12 protein-coding genes and 2 pseudogenes are annotated in these 22,242 nt (G+C 61.8%); 7 read left to right on the top strand and 7 right to left on the bottom strand.

Annotation, left to right across the window (positions count from 1 at the left end; genetic code table 11):
• Positions 1-2: 2 nt before the first annotated feature.
• The gene (locus tag ASE59_RS10645) at positions 3-6,995 is read right to left on the bottom strand and encodes a hypothetical protein (RefSeq protein WP_156360026.1); all 6,993 of its coding nucleotides are present in this window, start codon (positions 6,993-6,995) and stop codon (positions 3-5) included.
• A 184-nt stretch (positions 6,996-7,179) separates the two neighbouring features.
• Here ASE59_RS10645 and ASE59_RS10640 point away from each other — a divergent pair, with 184 nt between their 5' ends.
• The 4 genes from ASE59_RS10640 (at position 7,180) to ASE59_RS10630 (ending at position 10,409) form a co-directional block, all read left to right on the top strand.
• The gene (locus tag ASE59_RS10640) at positions 7,180-8,826 is read left to right on the top strand and encodes a hypothetical protein (RefSeq protein ID WP_056455875.1); all 1,647 of its coding nucleotides are present in this window, start codon (positions 7,180-7,182) and stop codon (positions 8,824-8,826) included.
• A 73-nt stretch (positions 8,827-8,899) separates the two neighbouring features.
• Positions 8,900-9,484 (top strand): hypothetical protein, encoded by a 585-nt coding sequence (locus tag ASE59_RS20105; RefSeq protein WP_162235305.1) that lies wholly within the window; start codon positions 8,900-8,902, stop codon positions 9,482-9,484.
• A 77-nt stretch (positions 9,485-9,561) separates the two neighbouring features.
• The gene (locus tag ASE59_RS19825; protein ID WP_156360025.1) at positions 9,562-9,819 is read left to right on the top strand and encodes a hypothetical protein; all 258 of its coding nucleotides are present in this window, start codon (positions 9,562-9,564) and stop codon (positions 9,817-9,819) included.
• Between the two features lie 272 nt (positions 9,820-10,091).
• Positions 10,092-10,409, top strand: a complete 318-nt coding sequence (locus ASE59_RS10630) for a hypothetical protein (protein WP_156360024.1) — start codon at positions 10,092-10,094, stop codon at positions 10,407-10,409.
• A 370-nt stretch (positions 10,410-10,779) separates the two neighbouring features.
• On the opposite strand, the gene ASE59_RS10625 is transcribed toward ASE59_RS10630, so the two are convergent.
• The gene (locus ASE59_RS10625) at positions 10,780-11,514 is read right to left on the bottom strand and encodes a hypothetical protein (RefSeq protein ID WP_056455870.1); all 735 of its coding nucleotides are present in this window, start codon (positions 11,512-11,514) and stop codon (positions 10,780-10,782) included.
• 341 nt (positions 11,515-11,855) lie between these two features.
• A pseudogene (locus ASE59_RS19820) lies at positions 11,856-12,077 on the bottom strand (transposase); the annotation flags it as partial.
• Between ASE59_RS19820 and ASE59_RS19815 the strand changes: the two are divergent.
• A pseudogene (locus ASE59_RS19815) lies at positions 12,051-12,539 on the top strand (IS21 family transposase); the annotation flags it as partial. The pseudogenes ASE59_RS19820 and ASE59_RS19815 sit on opposite strands and share 27 nt — an antisense overlap.
• Positions 12,526-13,254 (top strand): IS21-like element helper ATPase IstB, encoded by a 729-nt coding sequence (istB, locus tag ASE59_RS10610; protein WP_056455868.1) that lies wholly within the window; start codon positions 12,526-12,528, stop codon positions 13,252-13,254. The pseudogene ASE59_RS19815 and the gene istB, both read left to right, overlap by 14 nt.
• Before the next feature lie 359 nt (positions 13,255-13,613).
• On the opposite strand, the gene ASE59_RS20100 is transcribed toward istB, so the two are convergent.
• From ASE59_RS20100 to ASE59_RS10600, 3 genes are all read right to left on the bottom strand, one after another.
• Positions 13,614-13,769, bottom strand: coding sequence for a hypothetical protein (locus tag ASE59_RS20100; RefSeq protein WP_162235304.1), 156 nt, complete (start codon positions 13,767-13,769; stop codon positions 13,614-13,616).
• 928 nt (positions 13,770-14,697) lie between these two features.
• A complete protein-coding gene (locus ASE59_RS10605) occupies positions 14,698-17,439 on the bottom strand; it encodes a TonB-dependent receptor domain-containing protein (RefSeq protein WP_414899175.1) in 2,742 nt (913 codons plus the stop codon).
• A gap of 358 nt (positions 17,440-17,797) precedes the next feature.
• A complete protein-coding gene (locus ASE59_RS10600) occupies positions 17,798-20,869 on the bottom strand; it encodes a glycosyl hydrolase family 28-related protein (protein WP_082458265.1) in 3,072 nt (1,023 codons plus the stop codon).
• Between the two features lie 199 nt (positions 20,870-21,068).
• Here ASE59_RS10600 and ASE59_RS10595 point away from each other — a divergent pair, with 199 nt between their 5' ends.
• Positions 21,069-21,563, top strand: a complete 495-nt coding sequence (locus ASE59_RS10595; protein ID WP_082458251.1) for a gluconokinase — start codon at positions 21,069-21,071, stop codon at positions 21,561-21,563.
• Here the strand turns inward: ASE59_RS10595 and ASE59_RS10590 are convergent.
• The gene (locus ASE59_RS10590; RefSeq protein ID WP_056455860.1) at positions 21,560-22,237 is read right to left on the bottom strand and encodes a FadR/GntR family transcriptional regulator; all 678 of its coding nucleotides are present in this window, start codon (positions 22,235-22,237) and stop codon (positions 21,560-21,562) included. The genes ASE59_RS10595 and ASE59_RS10590 overlap by 4 nt on opposite strands.
• Between the last annotated feature and the right edge of the window lie 5 nt (positions 22,238-22,242).

The following is a 22,242-nucleotide window of genomic DNA, read 5'->3' as shown; positions in this document are numbered from 1 at the left end:
CCTCAGGCGAAGCTGTCGCTATAGCTGCCGCCACCACCGCCGGAGAGGCGGTAGTTTACGGCACGGTCGACCTCGAGTGTGTAAAAGAACGAGATCTTAATGCGGACGGAGAGTTGACCGCTCGCACTGGCGCCACCGGCGGTGTCGTAGCGGGTCTCCAGTCGTAAGGTGATGCTGCAGTTGACAATCCCGAGGATTACGAGATTTCCACTGGCGATAATGAAGGCAATAACGGCGCCGCCCGCGCCGCCGCCGCGCGTCGAAAAGTGGAGTTCGATCTCGACGCCAAACTGAAGATAGCCGTGGCCTTTTGCGATCCCGGCGACATTAAGTGTTCTGCCAATGCCGGCCATGACCGCGATCGACATCCGCTGACTAACTTCGCCACGGCTGGGTACAACGCGCGCGTTAGAGGTGAGATACCCGCCGCCGATCATCGTGCCCACACACATCGTGAAGGGTGACATCTTCGAATTGACGTCGGCCCGGACCTCAATGAGGAATTCCGGTGAGACAATCACGGTGAATTCACAATTGATCTGTATGCCGGAGATCGAAAAGGCGCCGAGTTCTATGTCGCCGATCGAGAGCGAGAATGGGGCGGTCATGCCGACAATGCGGCCATCGGATTCGATCGGTCGGACCTTGGTGAGGGTCTCGCCGCCAAATGACTTGAGTAACTGAACCAGATACTGGAGCGCGTCGGCGAGACGGATACGGTCCGCCTGCACGTCGAAATCGAATTTGCCGCTGTCGTCGAAGCGCAAACCGGTCTCGACGAATGTCACCAGTCGCGTGCCGAAGACGGTGAGTTGCCAATCACCCGTGATGGCGCCAGCGATCTTTTTGGAGGCTCCACCGTCCAGGCGGGCCTCGAAGCGAGCATCGGCACCAAAATGACCTTTAAGGAGGTCGAGTTGTACCGGACCGAGCGCAAAGATGCGACGAGGCTTTCCCGAGGCCTCCTCGAGCGGCGCGTTGACTTTGCAGGTGAGCCAGGCGCGTCCCTCTTCTGGCTTGAAGCCATGCGAGATCTGGACGGCGTCTGCGTATTTGCCGCCCAACGACGGAAATTTCTCTCCGGCGAAGAGATTAGCAAGGTCCAGCCCACCGATTTGTGGGACGATGCGCGAAATGTCGAAGTTCTTCAGCGCGTCAGGCGTGAGGCTATTGCCAAGCTCGCGGAACGGAATGCGGAGACCGAACTCGCTGAGCAACTCATTCAGCGCTTCAGCCGCCTGACCGGCGGCCGCGACGGTGCTGGCTGCTCGGTTGACCTCAGCGACAACGGGAGACAGCCTGACCCCGTGCTGGTCGAGCGCGTTGAACACGTACGCAACGCCCGGTCGGTTGAAGTCGAGCATCTCGACCTTGGGCGGATCACCTACCGCGCGCATTAGCGCCAATGCTCGGTCGCCTTTTTGCAGAACCGAATCGACCTGAGCGACGGCGCGATCGGCGGCGCCGATTAGGCGGCCGAGTTCAGCACGCTTTTCCTCAGCAACCGCCGCGACTTTGTCGATGGCGTCCGACGCGGCCTGCTCGAGGTCGGCGACTTTGGTTTCCATGTCCGCCGTGACATCCTGGATCCCGCTAGCGATTTCATCGATCGCTTCGCCAATACGGTCGAAGGCGGGATTGTCGATGAACTGGACGAGTTGATTTTTCCAGTTGGCGAGTTCGTCCTTCAAGCCGTCGCAGACTTTGTCCGCAAGAGCGTTCGCTCCCGCTGACAGGAAAGTGCCACCTTCGGTTAGGGCCGCGTCCGCCTCACCCTTCCATTCTCCAACCGACCCGCGCGCCGCCAAGACTACGTCGCGTGCAGCCTCGAGACCTCCGGATTCCAGCCGGACGCAGCGATCAAGGCCGGCGTGAAAGCGGTTGCGCCACGCTTCGAGAGGGCGGCGTACCTTGGCGATCGCCTTCGGCCACTGCTGCGCAAATGCTTCCACCAGGGTTTGCACCGGCGCGGATGCCGCGTCGAGGACCTGTGCGGCTTCGCGAGCGAGATCGCCGAGCCTTTCCTCCAGGTCGGCTTCAAGATCGGTAACCGATTGGTCGAGGTCAGCGATCCGTGCGGCAATTTCGTCCTGGACCGCCTTGATTGACGGGTCCGCCAGTTGCGCCCAGACAAGCGCGTTTTCTCGGATCCATTGGAGGAGCGGTTGCGGCTGCCCGGCGGGGGCATCCTGGACAAGGGCAGAATTGATCGCGTCCCTGAACGCGGACAGACTGGTGATCGCTGCATCGAACGCGGCAAGCACTGACGGCGGGTTGTTCGGAACATCGGATCGACGCGCCTTTGCGGTCTTTATCGCGCTGTCCAGTCCCTGAGCCAGCTTAGCCGCATCGCCGCGAATCTGATCGGCAGACGCTGCGAGTGCCCGGCATTCGCGGGCGAATACTCTGGCTTCGGCTCGGCCCGTTGCCCCTGCATGGGCCAGAAGTGTGTCGAGATCCTGACGTGCGTGGGTCTGGGCATCGCGCCAAACTTCGAAGATGCCGAACATGCGCACGACTTCGTCGCGCACCCGGGCGATCTCGGCGCCCGTCTGCGCCCCGGCTTCGAGGCCGGCGAACTCGATCCGGTCGAGCGTCTGGAACGCGAGGGCAAAGGCGCCATCTATGTCCGAACCTGCCGGTGCGAGTTGGTCCGCAAAGTTACTGCCCGCTACGTTGATGCGGCTGTCGATGTCTTGAAGGACGCCATCGATCTGCGACGCGAACCGGGTTGACTCTTCCTTCGCCGACGCGATCCGGGTGTCGACGGCCGATTGCAACAGGCGCTTGAGTTCGGCGCAGCCGTCCTGCACCAATATTTCGGGATTGAGACCTGCGATCGTGTCCCGCGCTTTGCCTACCTCTCCGGCCGCGCCAAGTTGCTTTGCCGCTTCGGCTATACCGCCGAGGGCGCGCTTCGCTTCTGCGCTTCGGCGAGCCAGTTCGTCTCGCGCTTTGAACGCCGGATCGCTGAGGGGGGCCTCGCGCACCTGCCGCGCGAGGTTCTGTACGATGGCCCGCGCATCGCCGGCGACCATGCGCAATTCGTCGATACCGGATAGAGCCAGGGGTGCTGCCGCCGAAGATGGCGGCGACTTCGGCGCGGCACGGGCGATCGTAACCGAATCGATCGCAGCGAGCGGTGGGTCCGCGTCGAACGTGTGGGCCACGGCGACGGGCTCGCCGCGGATCAACTCTATCGCAAAGCGACCCTGTTCAGCCGGAGAAACGACCGGTTTGGCCAGCTTGGCATCAAACGGTTGCGAACCAGATCCATGCTCAAGCGGAACCTCGGGCCAAAGTTCGTCCGCCCAGTCGATACCTTCAGTGACCGCCCAAGCGTCGGTATCGTCCGTCTCGCCCGGGCGGGTCGAGGCGAAGAACACGAGGTTTTCCGGGTATCGAACCTCCTGCTCATGCTCCTGCCCATCACGGCCGGCACACACCAGAGCGATATGGGGAATGGGATAGATGGCGGCCGGAGAATCTTCGGTTGAAACCTTGAGCGTACGGAACACCGAACGCCACAGCGGGACCATCCAGCCTGCGCCAGGAACGTCCGCACCCCATCGCGAATCGACGCGAATTCGCTGGGAGTGAAACCGACTTGCAAGAAGAAAACCCGCTCGTTCGGCGGCATCGGGTAGATCGGGGTAGCGACGCTCAGGTTGAACTATCTCAACATATTCTTCCCACTTGCGGAGGACCACCCGCCCGGCATGCGCATCCTGCTGCTTTCCGATCGGCGGCTCGTTGTAGAACTGACCTGCCGGAACCACCTCACGGCGATATATGATTACGTGTTTGGCCTTATTCCAAAGCGCGCCGATGCGCCCAATGCGTTCCAAGGCAAAGAAATGTGTTCGCCCGAGAGCAACCGTTGCTTCGATCGCAGTGCGGCGGTTATCGAAGAGGCCGCGCACGTTGCCGTAACCGCCGAGCGGCGTGATCGTCAGATCGCGGACCCGGCCTGCATTTGAGCGCGGCTGCGCATAGACGGACTCAACGATATTTCGAGATCCGAAAGCCCAGCCAGCGCCGCCGGCAAGATGTCCCTCGGCCGATTGCTGAGGTGGTTGGCTATCATCCGGATGGGTCCACGGTCCATGGTCGGGCGGAGGGACATTCGGAATTGGGTATTTGAGGCGTGCGCTTGTGCGCAGCCGGAAATCAACCCCTGAGCCATCGAGTTCGAACCGCTCGGCTTGGTCGGTTCGAGTTACCGACAATGCGAGCGGTCGGGTTAGCGCGGCGCGACGCAGGCTGTTCCAGTCATCTATCCACTCGCTGAGGCCGGGGTTGCTTCCGGCACGAGAACGGGTCAGGCGATTAGGAGGGACACCGTAACGCGCAGAGACATCGGAGAGGCGCAATTGGGCGCTCTTGAGACCGCGATCGCTTACGGCGCCCGCCATGCCGTAGAGCAGTTCGTAAGCCGCGCGGCGCATGCGGGCACCTGGCTCGAAGACTCCCGGCCGACCAAATATGCGGTCGATATTCCACGCGGGCTCGACAAAGCCGGAATCAAGAGGAGAGGGGTCGATCTCGACTACTGCTGGCGGTGTCAAACGGAAGTCCGCTCGCGCGTCAGGTTCGATGTCGAGGTAGCCTTCGGCAGAGGTGCCTTTCTCCATCGCCTCGCCGATGCCCTGTGGACCGAAGACGAGCGTCGCCGTCTCGTCCGGATCGCGTAGACGCCAGCTGCCGCTAGTCTCGGCACCAGATGACCAAACCGCGACTTGGCTGTCAGACGCGTCGGCGCGCCGTGCAAGGACGGGCATTTCGAGCCGAACGACCTGCATGGGCAAGCGACCGACAACCAGCCAGCGCTCGGGGGGCGAGAGAGCGTTGAGCGGCTTTTGCAGCGACAACGACATGCCGAGCTGGGGATCGAGTCCCCAACCGAAAGACTCGGTCACGCGAAGCGCGCCAGTGACGCCGCCAACGTCTTCACTGTCGAGCGGCAAGAGCAAGGGATAGTCCGGCGCATTCTCCAACTGAACGGCCTGAACTGGAAGATCGCGGTCCGCCGGAGGTCGGTCGGAAGCGCCGGGTCGGGCGCTGAATATCGGAAAGGCGGCGATCAGGCGGAGACGCAGGCCTGATTGATTGCCTATTCTCGCCACGGCCGGGACAATCGTGAGCCTTACGGCATCGGTTTGGGCGGTCGGTGCCGAACCTCCAGCGCGCAATTGCCGCATACGCAAATCAAGCGCGCCGATGCGGAGACGCTCGCCGGCAACGGTGTCGACCTCCGCAGCGAGCCGCAAAAGCACCCGTTGCGCGCGAAACCGGCCAGCCTCATCGGCATCAGCTGCACCAAGGTCCTCCCCGAGTTGGGTTTCCTCGTCGGGCGTGGGATCAAGCGAGGGGTAAAATTTGCCGCCTGCGTAGGCATTCCCCTCATGGGTGAGCACTGCTGGCCACGTCGCAGTGCCCGGCGCGGCGGACACTCGGATCGTTGCCTGCAACGCAACCTCAAGGCGGGCTAGATCGATGGCGCGCCGCCAAGGCTCGTTGTCAGTAAGCGTTCCTTCGAGATGGAATTCGCCATCAAGCCCTGGCGCAGCGCCAAACTGAGGCGCAAAGCTGATTGGCGGCATGCCGCGTGCGACTGCTCGCGCCTCGGCGCGCTCTGCGAGCATGTCCCGCAGTGCCGCGAGGGGGCGTTTAGTGCCGACCCCGGAGGGCAGGGGATCAAGCTCGTCAGCCGGTATGGCAACTGAGACCCGCCATTGAATTGTTCTCGCGGGAACAAGCCACTCCGCCGAGGCGCCGTCTTCGATCGGAGGCAAATCTAATTCAGCGCGCAAACGTCGACGGTTATCGAGCGCGTTAGTCGCAGAGATGGTAAATCCAGATGGTAAGAGAAGTGCCCTGCGACCGGGGCTTTCTAGCTGGGTCTCGATCGGGAAATTACCAAAGAGAACGGGGGTAATGCGCTCTGGAGTGTTCGGATCAGCGGGCGTGGTTGTTGAGCGCCGTCGCAACCCGAACCCGCGGATGGGTGCCCGATCAGAATTTGTGCGCAGACCCTTCTTCTCTAGTAGCGGCATTCCCCGTCCATCGGCGCGGGCCTTCCGCCATTGGGTTACTTGCAGACCTTCTGCCAATGGTCCGAGCACCTCGGCATCGACTCCAGAGAGCGCATACAGCGAAGTGGACGTGTAATGTGACAGGCCGCTCACTGGATCGAGTTCGGGGACCGCATTGGTCCACTTCCAAGACCGGTCGAGGTGGCCAAGAGTTTCCTGATTTAGCTCAGAGACACCGGCTGCCCAGAAAGCGAGGGCCGGGTAACGAAGGTTGCCATGACGCATCCATGGATCGGACACATTGGAGTGCCACGTCTGGAGGGCGGCGGCAGCGCAGGTCGGTTTCCCAATGGCATCACCTTCTGCATGGGCATTCAGCGGATGGCGCAGGCGGTGGTCGACAACGATGTAATCCGGGCGCTGACGCACTGCTTGGGGGCTCGGTAGAAGAACGAGGATGCTGCTGCCGAGCGCTTCCGCTGGGTCGTCGGGGTTGGCGAGGTCGAGCACGAGGCGCGGGATCGCAGTTTTCCAGGCGATGCCGAGCGGTTGATCCATTCGCTGGCCAAGGGGCTGTAAGCGCTCGCCGGTTCCATCTACGAAATACGCAATGCGCTCGATGCCCGGTATGCGAATCGTTCGACGGTTCTGGGTTCCGAACGTCTCGAACAGGCCTGCCTGCGAAAGCCGTCCCTGCGGGAAATCCCAAGGGATATAGAAGCGATCCGCCGTACCGTCCTTGCGAAAGGACTGGAAAACGCAGTTGAGAGCATCGTCCGGAGTGATCTGTCCCCCGTTGGCGAACCACTGATCGAGTCCATCTGCGTCGAAGAAACCGATGAACTGCTGGCAGTCGCCCCCGACTAGCCGGGAGCCGACCACGATGTGTCTGGGCTCGCCTAACGATTCTTTGCGCGTTGCGACAATGGCAATAGCGGTTTGACGGGTTTGGCTCGGCATCGCGTCCCCCACGAGCGATCGGGCGAATCTCTTCCCCGAGCGGAGTGTCCTATCAATTGAGAGCAGGCGCAAGCAGTAATCCAGCAGCGAATATCTTCGATTATTACTGGGGTGAACATTGTCGAATCGCAGATGAGCATCTATGATCTAAAGGCATTCTGTTCGAGGCGCCGGGGGATTCGCCATGAGCAATGACGACGCTGCCAAGGTCTTGTTCGCCGAGACTCGTAATTGGCGGGAGGATCCGTCCGAACCCGAGCAAGTACGGATCGCTAGACGTGTGCTGGCGAGAGCGATCCGAGCAAGTGATGGCAAGGGTTTCGCGCCTGGAGATGAGCCAACCGTTGCCGAACTTGGAAACCCCACGACCTTCGCGATCTGGCAAGACTGTTTTTCAGCGACCGCAGAAGCTTGGGCTCCGGCCGAGTCGGAAAAAGCGGATCTGGGATATGTGGTCAGCCAGCTTCCGCCACAGGACAACGCTGCTTACTTAAAGGCCGCACCCAAGCTCAATGGTGCGACGCCGGCCAGCGCCCATGGCCCGTTTCGGTTCGCGACCGGCGGCGGAGCATACAGCGTTTATGTCTTCGACGGGGTCGAGGGCGTGGGACCCGGTCTCTTTCCGCCGCGCAGTGCTCCGGTCGCGGGACCCGGCGGCTCGAGTCGGTTCCGCCACGCCTGGCCGGCAGCGTTGGCCATCCTCTTCTGCGTGGCCCTCCTAAGCGGCGTCGCCTACGACGCATATTGCCGCGGCGTGAGTGCAACGGCGACAGCGATCCGGCCCAGCGGCCTGGCGCAGAGATTGACCAGAGTCATCGCGGATGTCGATCCACGCCTCTCGGATGAGGCCCGAAGAATTGCCGAGGACGTCGTCAGCGAAGCAAAATTGGTCCCTGTCGACCAAGCTGCTTGGTGGCAGAGTGTCAAAGCAAACACGGGTATCCCTGCGAGAACAGCAGCTACCGCCGCAGAGATCGATACCAAGGCGGCTGCTGCCAAGGCATCGACCGTGAGCCGAGTTGAAGCCCTTGCGCCCAGAAATTTGGGTGCCGGGGTGCTCGATGACATGAAGAAGCGAGCGGGTGATGCAGTCGATCATGCGTTTCGTAATGATCCGATTGCAATCCGGCCAGTGGTCAGCCTTGGTGGCCCGTGGCTCTTCGCGGTCGGCTCGTTGGTTGTGATCGCGGGAGTCGTCGGCATGGGCTTCTGGGGCAGTGTGTTGGGTGCGTTGATCGACTCCCGTAACCGGCTCAGCCTCTCCCGCCTGCAGTTGATGGCGTGGACGATCCTCGTGCTAAGCCTTTTCGGTATCACAAGCCCATTCCTTATTGGCGCGAGCGAAGGCGCGGTCAGCTTACCTCAATATCCTTGGGAAATCTGGGCTTTGCTCGGCATTTCGATCGGGACACCACCGCTAAGCGGCCTCATTCTCGTCAGCAAAAGCGGTCAGGCGCCTCAGCCAAACGCGGAACGGTCAATCCGTGACGACCCAGATGCGACCAATGTCGGCCGGGTGGAGGTCAACCTCGATCCGAACGGATGGAGTTTTCTAGACTTTTTCCGGGGAGAAGAGGTCTCAAACCGCGACGAGATTGATATTTCGCGGTTTCAGTATTTTGTGATCACCATCATCTTGCTTATGGTATTCATTGGCCTAATCGGCACCGAATTGTGGTCACTCCAAGCCGGGCAAGACTGGGCTATTTGGGCCAAAACCAAAAGCTATCCGACGCTCAACGAGACTTTCATCGGTCTCTTAGCGCTCAGCCACGGTGGCTATCTGGGCATGAAATTGCTTGCCAAGCCCGACGTGAAGCCCGGTGCATAGGCGGGAATGGACGAGCTGAAATCAAACTTCTGGCGTAAATGCATCGATCCGGTCGCCAACGGAGGAGGCGCTTATGCCACTTGAAATCCGTGTCAGCCTTCCAGCGGACCGACGGAATACGGGCACCCTGGAACTCGTCGATCCAGCTACGGGTCTCAGGTTCTTCGGACCGGTTCCGGCGCTAGGACGCGGTGCGCGAAACATGTCGGCGGCGCACGGCAATCCGAACGGTGTCTCCACACAGCCCTTTGGTGACACCCCCCTTGGGGGATATCGCATCCCACAAGTGCTTCGCAGCGGCGCTGGCACGACCCACCCCGCCGACGTTTACGGCTCGGTAGGCGCCATAGTGCTCGATCCCATAAGCGGGGATGCTGAGGTCGCGCAAGACAATGGTCGGACTGGCCTCCTAATTCACGCCGGTCGGCAGGTAGCGACGCCCACGCCACTCCCGGGGCATCTGCGACCGACCAACGGCTGCATCCGCATTCTGGAGCCCGACCTTGCGGCGTTGATCCAGGCGATGCGCGACAACGCTTTTCTCTTTCCCGGCGGTGTAACTGTGCAAGTCGGCCCTGCAGGCCCGGCAGGGATCACAGACGAGGACGTCGATGACGGCGATCCGCCAGATTTGAATGGGACGCCCATTTTGCCATGATCTCCGTGATCTGCTGACCCTTGCCCTCCCATCAAGGAACCATCGTGAACACATTCCGCTGAGTTAGGGAGACCGATATGCCTGCTGACAAAGTAACATTTCGCAACGACACCGGCTCAGACGTTGCGATTTTGGTCTTTTATGGTGCAACGGACGGACTGTGCGTCGACAAGCCGCGCCGGCGGAACATAACGATGCAGCCGGGAGCAAAGGACGATTTTGACTTCGGTCCGGATCTCATTTGCTATTGCTATCAGCCCGCTGTTTCAGGACCGCCACTTGAGAACTGCGGACACCAGCAGGCGCGCCCGGGCGATTTGGTGGTCCTAATTTAAGTGTAGTGATCTGATTCAGTTGGTGCGGAATGGTCCGTCCATGTCGCGTTGAAGGCAAAGACTGTGCAGAGTGGACAACAACGCTCGTGCCGAGCCGTGAGAGCGCTAGTGCCAACTGCGAGGGGCAAGGTATCCTGTGACAAAGGCGTGGGCGATCCGCTCTGGATCGTCAGCGCTTCGCCCGGTGCTGCATCAGCTTTTTGCCGGTGTCACGCATTCTCCCTTCCATGCTGATTGGTGAGGTAATTGGGCCTCTAATGGGAGCTTCCAAGATGCGGAATATGTTCTTCGGAATCGCCCTGCTGGCGCTGGCTTCGGCCACGACCCAAGCAGAGGCGCGCACCGGCGGTGGCGTTTCGGTTGGCCGCGACGCGACAATTTCGGTCCAGCAGGATAGCGCGGTGACTGCGGTGGCGATCGGCCAGCGCGCAATCGCCGGAAACTACTCCGGCGCCATCATGGGTGACGTCAACGTCGGTCGGGACGCGACCATCACGGTCCACCAGAAGTCGGCGGTGACCGCAGTCGCAATCGGCCAGGACGTCAAGGCAACCAACGTGGCCGGAGCGATCACAAGCCAGCCGCTTTGAGGGCCTTTCGTCGGCTCGAAACGCACTCCACGCGCCATCATTGGCGCCTGGAGTGCCCGTTTTTGAATGTCAGGGCCTATAATGACCGGTTCCGGCGTAAGCCGACATTTTTGGGGCTTCGCCGGAACGGCTTGAGCTGGTCGGGAGCGGCCGCCCTCCCCTACGGCCGCGGCAGACCCAAAAGACGGCATTCAGGCTTCCCTAACAGCTCACCCAAACCCGCCGTACGTTCAGCTCGCTGCTTTGATTAAGGCGGCCGGATGATTGCCTTGTAGAGGCTCCAACCTGCAATCCGCTTAACTACCCTTTAAAGCTTTTCTCACCTGCAATAGCTGCCGCAGCCGCTGCGGATCACTTGCAGCTCGCAACATTAAGTTGATGGAAAGTAAGTCTCGCGGGCATGCTGTCCGGCGGCCGCAATTACCTCGTCGATGAAGGCGAGCACGCGAATGATGAACAGATCGGACATATACCAGACCCAGGGCTTGCCGCCCGATTGCGCGCTGATGAACCAGGAAGCGTTCCAGCTGCGCACGCGTTCGGCAAACCTCTCGCGCCGCTCAGGCGGCCATTCAAATCCGCTGTGGAGCATGCCATTGCGATATTCGAATAATGCCTCGAGCACTTTGCGTGTGTCGGCCGGCAGTCGCGGCGCGAGTTTAGATGCGTCGGCGAGCTGCAAGATGCCGTCGATCAGATTCGTCCTCACCTCATTCGAGGTGAAGCTGAAATGTGGATCCCAGAAATGCGCCCGCGATAGCTTCGAGCGCTTCGTGTCCTTATCGCGCCCGAGATAATTGTCTTCCTGTTGGCCGATGCCTCGGAAGATGCCGGTGAACAAATTCTCAACGAACGGCGCTAGCACGCCCACAGCAGCGGCACTGCGCGCCGCGTCGCTATACACCGAGGCATGCACGCTGTCGGTATACATGCCAACTAGACGCTCGCTGCCGATCTCCCTGGCCCGCTGCGCAAGCGCCTTAATCTCGGCGTTCTCTTCATTCTCATGCTTACGCGCCCCGCCGAGAAAGCCGCGGATGGCGATCAGCTGCGCCTCGAGATCATAGTCATCGAAAAAATAGTGCGCGTAGTCGCTATCATTCATGTGTAGCATCGTGCCCAGCCCGGTTGCCGCTTTCGCCTCTACCATTCTGCTACAGGCGCGCTTCGACTTCGAGCGCTAACCTGTGCGCATGGCCGGGCCATCTGAAATCTCACTGGCTCGCCTCGTTTCGGCGGGCACGACCCAATTACCGACATTCAGGTCAATATCGCCGGTCCCCAGAACCGGAGTAAGCGTCCGGCCTGACGCGTATCGGCCCCGCGGCGCGGGCGTCAGTGGTTGCTCAGATCGCTTCGGCCTGTCAGCATCGGCAATGTGTCGACCATCAATCACTCTCGCATCGGCGCAATCCCGACATCACCGTCGAACTGACGATCGACTATGTCGTACCTGACCGGCTCGTTGCGGGACCGCCGCCCTGGGATGCAGGGTTGGATGCCCTTGGCCTGGAGCGCATCCCTGAACCAGTCGGCGTCGTAGCCGCGGTCACCTAGCAGCCACTGAGCCTTCGGCAGGTCGTCCAGCAACGCGGCCGCACCGGTGTAGTCGCTGACCTGCCCGGCGGTCATAAAGAAGCTCAAGGGGCGTCCGTTCGCATCGGCTATGCCGACCGCATCGTCGTGCGCTGCGACGGGGAAGTCGTCGCCGACCATCCCCGGTTTTTCGGCCGGGACCGGACCATCTACGACCCGTGGCATTATCTGCCGGTGTTGGCGACCAAGCCGGGCGCCCTGCGGAACGGCGCGCCGTTCCAGGGCTGGGAGCTGCCGCCTGCGCTGGCACGACTGCGGCGCAAGCTTGGCGTCGGTGACGATGCCGACCGGCGGTTCGTGCGGGTGCTGGCCGCGGTGCTCGACGACGGACTCGAGGCGGTGGAAGCGGCCGTGCGCGAAGCATTGCTGGCCGGCGTCGCCAGCGACGACGTCATCGTCAACATCCTGGCCCGCCGGCGCGAACCGCCGCGACCGCTGACTATTGTCACGCCAGAAGACTTGGCGCTGCGCCATCCGCCCCGCGCCGACTGCAACCGCTATGACAGCCTGCGAGGTCTCCATGCAGCGGCATGAGATGATGACGGCCATGACCGAGTTGGGGCTGAAGGGCATGGCTGGCGCTTTCGACGAGGCGGTCACTACCGGTCTCCAGCGCAAGCGCACGACCATGGAGGTCCTGACCGACCTACTGCGTGCCGAGGCGACGCACCGCCATGCAGCCTCGGTCCGTTACCGGATGTCGGCCGCCAGGTTGCCCGCGGTGAAGGACCTCGACGCCTTCGTCTTCGGCGACACTCCCATCAACGAGGGACTGGTGCGCTCGCTGTACAGCGGCTCGTTTCTTCCGGGCCGACGCAACGTCGTGCTGGTCGGTGGAACGGGCACCGGCAAGACGCATCTCGCCACCGCCATCACTGCCAATGTGGTACGAGCCGGCGCCCGCGGACGCTACTTCAACACGGTGGACCTGGTGAACCGGCTTGAGGAGGAAACGCGTCTTGGCAAGGCCGGCACGCTGGCAGCCCAGCTCTCCCGGCTCGATCTGGTGGTGCTCGACGAGCTTGGCTACCTGCCGTTCGCCCGCTCGGGCGGCCAACTGCTCTTCCACCTCGTCAGCAAGCTCTACGAGCAGACCTCGGTCATCGTGACCACGAACCTCGCCTTTGGCGAGTGGCCGACCGTCTTTGGCGACCCCAAGAAGACCACCGCGCTGCTCGACCGCATTACCCACCATTGCGACATCGTCGAGACGGGCAATGACAGCTGGCGCTTCAAGCACCGCAGTTGACGCCCAGGACCGCCGGCAGAGAACGCTTCGCGCTGGTTGCGCCTCCGGTCGGGCTACGCCCGCCCTACGCCGCAACCAGCGCGAACGGTGCGCCCGTCATACCCGTCACGCTGCTTGACGAAGGGGGTCCTTTTTGGACACCGATTGACAGTGAGGCGTTCAACGATACCGTCATGGCAATAGCCAGCGCACCGGTCCGGGTCAGCCGCACTGGGGAACGTCTGCGAACGCTGCCGCTGTTCGAGGTGCTGGTACGCAGACTGGCAACGGGACAGACCAGCCGTCGGGTCTCGGCTCTCCCTTTCATCCGGCTTGCCATCCAGTGCGCGGAAAGTCGTGCAGCCACACCGGGTGAGGCGTCAGTGACGCACGATGGCTCGGTCGCCGCTCCTCACCCGGGAGATCCCTTCGGACAGGTACTCCGCTCCGACAGTGACGCGGATATCGAACAGCTGATAGCGACTGTCCTCGGGATTAATGATGTCCCGACGCCGCCAGCGCAGGTTTAACTGCATAGTCCATCCGTCTCCGTGCAATCGCTACGGAATCTGCCACTTTCTGCATGTAATGCAACTTTTGCCCGAATCAGTCCGGCAGGCCTGTATGGTATCGAAATCGGCCTGCAGTTTGCCGTGCTGATGCCCTGTTCTGCTCCTGCAATGTCACCTGCAAAACGGACGGGGGTATCGGCACCGATGGCAAAATATTCTAATATTCCTGGATGACTTGGGTGGCCTCCGATTGCTGAATCGAGCTTGGCAATGCGGCAGAAAAAATTACGGCCATTGCAAACACAGGAGAGGGATCGCCCTACAGACGCTTTGCGGCGAACCAGAATGCGTACTGCGTCTTCGACTGACGGAGAATCGAGGCGAGAAACGGCGTTCTCTAGTCGCCTCAGTGCGTCTCCGTGGTACGGATCAAGTCAAACGGATTGCAGATCTGCGCCGATTGTCGGTCCTTTCGCCTCTAAAGCGAATGTCAGGCGACTAAGTGGCGGTGCTATCAGTCTGACGCGAACCGCTCTCTACTTGATGCAGATTCACTTTTGCGAACAACGTTCACTGCACGCCGGAGGTAAACCATTTCGCCTTTCGGTTTTGCGACACCTCGTCGAGGTGCCCGCGTTATCGGCGGATCCCACGCATTTAGCTGACCCGCCGTTTATGGATATCGCCTGCGAGCATCGGGTCAAAACGGTTCCACTATAGCCGGATCGCCTCGTGGAAAATGTTGAATACGCACTCGACCAGTAGGTTCTTCACTTTACTCGACTATAGCGGAAAGCGCTCGTACATTAATACCGACAGTTTAACCAACTTGGTCTATGCATTGAAGCAGCAAAACGGACTGATTGACGGACTCGCGCGGAAACCGCGCAAGTCTACCCGTAGCCTTAACTACCGGACAATCAGTCAGCACAGTTTGTTCGATGACGTCATGCTAAAAATTAAAACGAATTCCTGCTCGGTAGGTCCGCCCGAGCGTCTCATAGAGTGCCGGGTTCACATCTAGGCCAGTGTTAGTTTGCGGTGACGGAGTCGGATCGTTATCCATGACGTTATCGATTTTACCGTAGAGGACGGCGTTTTCGGTGATTTTGAACGAAGCGCCAAGATCGAGGTAAAACTCGCCTTTCATCCTGTTGTAGCTGACCGTGTTATAGTTGCCGGTTGAAACCGGGCAGGTGGTCTGGCAGACGACGTAGTTATTGTTGAACACGCCGTCGGAGAACCAACGTTCCTGCACCGTCAAGGTAAGGCGACCGCTGTCGTAAGTCTGCGTCGCCAGCCATTTCCAGTCGGGGATGGCACCGCTGTTCGCACCGGCATCGTCGCGGGTTGCAACGCCGGCGATACCGGCATCGACGATGAACTCCCGCACATGCGTGCCGAGCGCGCGGACCGTGAAGTTGCCCGGTAGGCCGAGCGGCTGCCGCCATTGATAGCTTGCCTCCAGGTTGAAGCCGCTCGTCTTCCACGATGCGAGGTTGAAGGGTTGGACGTTGACGAAGTTGCTGCCCTGCGGACCGTCAAGCTGGAACCCGCCGCAGAAGGTTTGATCCCCTTCGAAGCAGAAGCGGACAATCTGGTCTGGGGACAAGCTAGAAACGACACCGCTCAGCTTGATCTGGTAATAGTCCACCGACAGGCTCAACCCTGGCAGCCACGACGGCCGCGCATAGACGATGCCGAGTTCGGTATCGCGCGCAGTTTCGGGTCGCAGGTTAGGGTTGCCGACCGTGTTTTGGAACACCTGTACCGCAACGTTGCGGAACGGATCGTTGAAGCTCGGCAACGTCGTGACCGTCGGTGCGGCGAACAGTTCCGACAGGTTCGGTGCACGCACGTCGCGCGACGTGACTGCGCGCAGCGTGAGCCCGTCGAACGGCGTGGTCCAGGTGCCGCCGACCTTCCACGCCCAAATCGTGCCCGACGTGCTGTAATCGGTCAGGCGCGCGGCGGCGTTGAGATTGGCGCGGCCCGCCTCCTCGCTGTCGACTAGCGGCAGATTGGCTTCGATGAAGCCTTCCAGGACGTCATATTTGCCGGTGCCGTTCTTGTAGTTGCCGGCCGCCCAGTTGCTGCCCTGCGCCGAATTCAGCAAAGGATCGGCGGGGTAGAGCGCATTGTTCGGGCTGACCTCCGCCACGCCCGCGCCATAGGCGTCGCCACGCACCCTGTAATATTCGCGGCGATATTCGCCACCAAACGCGATCGACAGCGGCCCCGCCCACAGGTCGACGGGTTGGCCAGAGAAGTTGAGGCTGGCGACGTCCTGCTTCAGCGTCGTGCGCTGTAATGGTCCGGCCTGCGGCGTGATATAGTCGAGCGCGGCCTGGCTCGGTCGGAAATTGCCGAAGATGTTTATCGGCTGACATCCCAACGCGCGGGCGCGTTCGTCGGCGCAGACGACCACGCCGTTCAGCAGAACCGCGTTGGTCGCCGCGACATAGCGCGGCTGGAGCACGATCCGGTCGACATCGATCGCGACCTTTGTCGTGCCGCGCTGGTAATAGGCGTCATAGGTCCAGTCGGTACCGGCCACCCCGAACTTGCCCTTGGCGCCGACGACGAAGCGATACTGGTCGCGATCGGTCTGGACGAGCTGGTTGGGCAGCTGTCCGTTGCTCGATCCGAAGTTGAACGATGTGATCCCGGCCGTCGCGCACCGATCGCGGATCGATTGCGGCAGGAACGGGTTGGCGCACTGGACAGTCAGGTTGGGGCGGTTATAGCCGGGGCTCGGTTGGTTGCTGGTTTGAACCTGAGCGATATTGAACGTCGCGTATAGCTCGTTGGTGGCGTCGAGGTCGTAGCCAATCCGGCCATAGCCGTTGATCCGCTCCAGCTTGGACTTCAGCGATGCGCTGGACCCCGGCGCACCGGACAAATCGCCCCCGACGCAGAAGCTATTGCCGGGGAAGCAGTTCGATACCCGGCCATTACCCAGCGGCACGCCGCCCGATCCGTAGTTAAAATTGACAGGCGTGCCGTTCGCGTCGAACGCGATACCTTGAAGCGGGCCGTTGTTGATCAGACCGTACTTCGCGTACTGATAAGGCTGCGCGAAATCGGAATAGATGAACTGCGGACCGGGTCCGCTGGTGATCCCGGTGTTGAGCAACGTCGACGCGCGATGCCAGTCACGACGGCCGGCGAGGTCGATGCCGTAATTGCCGGGACCGACCCCACCCTCATGGTCGTATTCACCACTCACGATCAGGTGCAGGCGATCATCGAACAGCGACGTGCCGTACGCCGCCTGGAACAGCGCTGTCTTGTCATCACCATAGGTGGTGATGCTGCCGAGGACGTTCGCTTTGAAGCCCCTGAACCGGGTGTCGGTGATGAAGTTGACGACACCGCCGACCGCGTCCGATCCGTAGGATGCCGAAGCGCCGCCGTTGACGATGTCGACGCGCTTGACGAGCAGCTGCGGGAACATGCTGATGTCGGGAACGCCGGTCACGTTGGCGCCGACGACGCGCTGGCCATCGAGCAGGGTCAGCGTCCGGATCGGCTGAAGCCCGCGCAGCGAGAAGGAACTGAGGCCCTGCGTGCCGCTCGACGTGCTGAAGGTGCCGGTCGATGCGCCGGTCGATCCCTGCAGCGAGGGCAACTGCTGGATGGTGTTGAAGATGTTCGGCTGGGCGTTGTTCGCGATCTGCTCCTCGCCGAGCACGGTGGTAGGCGTGGGCGCGTTGAAGCCGTTGGCGACGATGCGGCTGCCGGTGACGACGATGTCGGATGCGTCGCGGTCCTGCTCGGCTGTTGCCGGCACCTCCTGCTGGGCAGCTGTCGCTACGTTCGGCACGTCCTGTGCGAACGCGGGTGCGGCGCCGAGTGCGCAGGCAAGGGCAAACAGGCTCGTCGCAGTTCCCAAGCGACAGCGATCAGACGAAAAACGATGCATCATACTACCCCTAAGTTCATGGCCGGTCCGTCATCCCGCTGGGAGCAGACCGTTGATTCGATTGTAGCGGATGTTGTTCGCGCTAACATCTACGACCATGGTCTCGGGTATTGGCGGCAAGCTCCCGTCAGGGTTGCGCAGAGTAGAGGGCGTGATGCGTCAGGATGTAGAGCGTCCGCTTGTCCTGACCGCCGAACAGCAGTTGGAGCGGGCGGTCGGGGACGTCGATGCGGCCTACTTCGACACCTGCGCCGTCGTAAACGAACACCTGTCCGTTCGCGATATAGACACGGCCATCGGGACCGGTCGCCACGCTCTCCCCGCCACGCGGGGCGAAGGGTTTGAGGTCGCTGATGACCCCACGCAATCCCAATAGCCCGGTATAGGTGCGGTTCTCTGACGCGTTGACGACATGGATCCGCTCGCCGGCCTTGCCCGTCACCCAGCCGTAAGTGTCGAGCAGGTCGGAGAAGCGCCAGCCGAGATGGTTGGTCGGTCCCTGCTGCCACACGCGGTAGGCGGGCAGGACCAGGCTGCCGTCGGGTGAGACATATTCGCGCGACTTGGGCGCGGCCAAATCACGCGCGAACATTTCGGGAAGCGTCGTGAACCGGTCGTGCGCCGGGTCGTACTGGTCGCGAAACTCACCATTGTTCCAGAAGCTGCCGGGCACCGCGACGCGGGCGCGCGATCCGTTGGATGCGACCGTCGGCGCGATCGGGCGAACTGCGTTCGGACTCTTCGGGTCGATCGCATAGACCGTGGTTCCCGGTCCGTCCGACGACATGACCAGCAAGTCGCCGGACGCGTCGACCGCTAAATTGACCGCGTTGAGCGGCGCGTCGGCAACGACCGACAGCCGCGCCGTATCGCTCCAGCCGTGGATGCGCTGGAACATCCGGTCGATGAAATATAGCTTCCCGCTTTGATCGACTGCCGCGCCGCCGATCGAGTAGAAGCCATCGGCCAGCTTCGTGACCGGTGTTATCGACTGGGTGGCCGGCGTCATGCTGGTTGCATCGCTGATATCGAGTACCGCGAACTCCCGCTCGCGCACGTCACCGCCGCGCGTCACATCTGTCAGTGCGTTGGCAAAGGGATATTTGCTCGCCCGCAGATAGGTACCGCAGCCATTGTCGTCGCAGGTCGCGAAACCGCTCTCTGCGTTCACATGGACGTTGCGGAAACGAATGTTGCTCGAACCGTACAGCTTCACCGCCGATGGGGCGGGCTGGATCGAGCGGGTGACGCGGTAGCCGTGGAAGTTGGCGAACAGGATGTTGCGCGAATTGCGGACCTCCAGTGCGACGGCGTTGCGGCTCTCGCCCGCTTCCTCCTCGGTCTGGGGGGCGAAGAAGCTCCAGTTGCGCACGCTGTCCAGCACGATTTCCGCGCGGGCATGATGCTCGGCCGACATCTCGTACACATAGCCGGGAGTGCTCGTGTTAGAGACATAGAGCCCGGCATAGGCATAGGTATTTGGTGTCCACAACCCGTTGAAGGTACCACCGCCATTGTCGGTGACCCACAGGCTCGAAAACTGTCCATCCCACCGCTTCGTCACATCGGCATCGGCGGTATGATTGGAATTGTACGGTTCGAACCGGGTGCCATCGGCCAAGGTGGTGCCGTGTCCGCCCTGGAACTTCACATCGTCAACCAGCGAGCGTTCGCCAGCCCGCCACAGCAGTGCCGTGGCACGCGGATTGACGCCGCCGGTAAATAGCCCCAAGCCGCTGACGATCGCATCGCCGCCCTTGGCGCTTTCGATCAGGGCTTTGGGCGATCCCACGCCGCGGTAATTGGGCAAGTCGTCGGGCAGTACGATCTGGGTCATGCCAGGGTGCAGCCCGATTAGAACGCTGTCGGGGCGCAGCTTCAACGTGTCGGTGACACGGTAAAAGCCGGCGGGGAAGTACAGCACGCGGTGCCGGTTGATCGCGCGCTGGATCGCCTGCGTATCGTCGGCCATGTTATCGCCGTTCACCCCGAGAGTCCGTACGTCGACCCAATCCGACACCGGCGGCAGCGCGCGGATCGCTGGGTCTCGACGTTTAGGCAGGTTGGTGACGGCAGCAGCGTTGAAACGGGTCTCATAAGTTCCGGGCTGGTTCAGGCCGCCGAGGGTTAGTCCATAGGTGAACTCGTTCACGCGATAGCTTGGCCCCTTGCCGACCACTGTCCGCCCGCTGTCGCGGAAACGCGCAAAGGTCGGCGTGCTGCTGGCGAGTGCGTCAGCGAAGCCGATCTGGGTAAAGACGCTGCCTTCGTTGCTAATGAAGACGCCGGCTTGGCTCACATTCTCGAACCGGACGTCGCTGCCCCATAACCGGTCGCTATGCCCACGATCGATATCGATCCCTACGGGCGTGTTGCGAATCACCGTGTTGACGAGGGTGAAGCTCGCGTCGTGTTCACGGATCGCGGCGTCGCGCTGCCTGTCGAAGGTCGAATCCAGAAGGGTGTACTGCCACGCTGGCGACGTCTTTTCGGCGAGGATGCCATAACGCCCGCCAAAGAAATGGAGGTCCATGCCAAGATTGCCGACCTGGTACACGCCCGCCAACGCCGAACCGAGGCGGAAGTCGATATGGGCTAGATAGGTGTGCTGAGCGGTATGCTGGCGTACGGCCGTAGCCGCCGGATTGCCCTCACCGATCTCGAAATCGACGTTCGACAGCGCGGAATAGAAGGTGCCCGAATTGGCGTCGGCGATGCTCGCGTCGAACGGCACGCTGTTCGGCGGCGGCACCGGGACGGTCGGCGCGCCCTTGACCGGATTGCCCCAATTGTCGAGCGTTATCCCACGCGGGTTGTTACCGGCAAACAGCACCATCGTCCTGACGCCGCGCTGGAAGCCGAGCGTGTTCGCTAAAAGCGTCAGCACCGGCCGGGTGCGACCAACGCCAAACAAGCGCACGCCCGGCCAGATGAAGAGGGTACGGGTAATGCGGTATCGTCCCGGGGGTAGGAACACGATCCCGCCGCCCGGCTTCAACGACGCAGCGTCGAGTGCCTGCTGCAGCGCCGCGCTGTCGTCGGCGATGCCATTGCCAGTTGCCCTGACCGTAATTGCTCGGGGGTCGTCCGGCGCTGTTTGAAACACCGATTGCCCCCGCGCCGACTGTGCAGCGGCGGCACCGACGGGCAACGCGGCGAGCATCAGGCCGCTCCAGATCGAGATTGCAACTCTGCCCATCGAAACATCCTTCACCACCATGTAACCGCCGTCCTTTAGCACGACCGGTTATCCGCGTGACCGCGACCAAGGTCGCGGTGGTCAGCGCCTGCCGGAACAGGCAACACCTACGAAGGACCCCGACCGGCTTGGAAAAAGGAAGAATCTGCTGCCACCGCGTTCGATCATTACCGCCCTGCCGCGCTGCGCCATCGTGGTGATGGGCGTTTGCGGATGTGGGAAATCGACGTTGATGCGCCACCTTGGCAAAGCGCTGGGATGCGTCGGGTTCGAAGGAGATTCGTTTCACGGCGAAGCTAATGTCGCAAAGATGCGGGCGGGCCATCCACTCAATGACCTGGACCGCTGGCCGTGGCTCGATCGGCTTGGCGCGGCAATCGGTGAAGCGGTACGGAGCGATGGGATCGCGGTTGCCGCCTGTTCGGCGCTGAAGCGCAGCTATCGGGAGCGACTAGAACAGGCGGCTGGTGTGCCGCTGATGTTCATACTGCTCGATGGCGATCGTGCGGCGTTCGCTGAGCGGCTTAGCCGGCGCAGGGGGCATTATATGCCCCCTAGCCTGCTCGACAGCCAGCTCGCTACGCTCGAACGTCCCGCGGCTGACGAGAATGCCGTGGTGTTGCCCTGTTCGTGGTCAATCACCCGTTTGCGCGACGCGGTTCTCGATCGCGCCGTTAACAGGACCGCGGTCTAAGGCATCAACCGCTTGCGTCCCTGCGACAAATGCCAGCGCATCGCCAGCGCGGCGCCGTCGCCGTCCTGGGTACGGATCGCGTCGACGATCGCGTCATGTTCTTCCATCATCGCCTCGATCACTTGTGGTGGGCGGGCGCGGGAAATGTCGACGCCGGCGCGTAAAATGCGCATCACGCCATCCTGCAACTGGTCGAAAATCGCGACGAAGGCGTCATTGCCCGTCGCCTCCGAAATGGCGCGGTGGAGCTGCCAGTCCTCTTCATGCGCCGGCGCACTCGACAGCAGAGCGCCACGCAGCGCCGCCAACCGCTTCTCGATGCGTTCGAGGTCATGGTGCGAGCGTCGCTGTGCCGCTAGGCGTGCTGCCTCTGCCTCGACCACGAAGCGCACTTCATATGTGCCAAGCGTCGCAGCCAAACCATCGAGTGGAACGTGCGCGCCCAGTCGCTCGGACGGACGCCGCTTCACATAGGATCCCGCCCCGCGACGCGCCTCGGTTATACCATCGGCGGCGAGGCGGACCAGCGCCTCGCGCACGATGGTGCGCGACATGCCGAACATCTCGGCCAGCCGTGCCTCGGATGGCAGCCGATCGCCGGGAGCAAGGTCGTCCTCGTCGATGATGCGGACGATCGCCGTATATGCACGGTCCGCCAGTCTTTCCCCCGTCACGGTTG

This window comes from Sphingomonas sp. Leaf10, from assembly GCF_001421245.1.
GTDB lineage: Bacteria > Pseudomonadota > Alphaproteobacteria > Sphingomonadales > Sphingomonadaceae > Sphingomonas.
This window is presented reverse-complemented; position numbering and strand designations above follow the sequence as displayed.

Bases quoted from the DNA above. Each gene is read 5' to 3' on its own strand.
- ASE59_RS10645 (WP_156360026.1), bottom strand. From the start codon at position 6,995: ATGCCGAGCCAAACCCGTCAAACCGCTATTGCCATTGTCGCAACGCGC.
- ASE59_RS10640 (WP_056455875.1), top strand. From the start codon at position 7,180: ATGAGCAATGACGACGCTGCCAAGGTCTTGTTCGCCGAGACTCGTAAT.
- ASE59_RS20105 (WP_162235305.1), top strand. From the start codon at position 8,900: ATGCCACTTGAAATCCGTGTCAGCCTTCCAGCGGACCGACGGAATACG.
- ASE59_RS19825 (WP_156360025.1), top strand. From the start codon at position 9,562: ATGCCTGCTGACAAAGTAACATTTCGCAACGACACCGGCTCAGACGTT.
- ASE59_RS10630 (WP_156360024.1), top strand. From the start codon at position 10,092: ATGCGGAATATGTTCTTCGGAATCGCCCTGCTGGCGCTGGCTTCGGCC.
- ASE59_RS10625 (WP_056455870.1), bottom strand. From the start codon at position 11,514: ATGAATGATAGCGACTACGCGCACTATTTTTTCGATGACTATGATCTC.
- istB (WP_056455868.1), top strand. From the start codon at position 12,526: ATGCAGCGGCATGAGATGATGACGGCCATGACCGAGTTGGGGCTGAAG.
- ASE59_RS20100 (WP_162235304.1), bottom strand. From the start codon at position 13,769: ATGCAGTTAAACCTGCGCTGGCGGCGTCGGGACATCATTAATCCCGAG.
- ASE59_RS10600 (WP_082458265.1), bottom strand. From the start codon at position 20,869: ATGGGCAGAGTTGCAATCTCGATCTGGAGCGGCCTGATGCTCGCCGCG.
- ASE59_RS10595 (WP_082458251.1), top strand. From the start codon at position 21,069: ATGGGCGTTTGCGGATGTGGGAAATCGACGTTGATGCGCCACCTTGGC.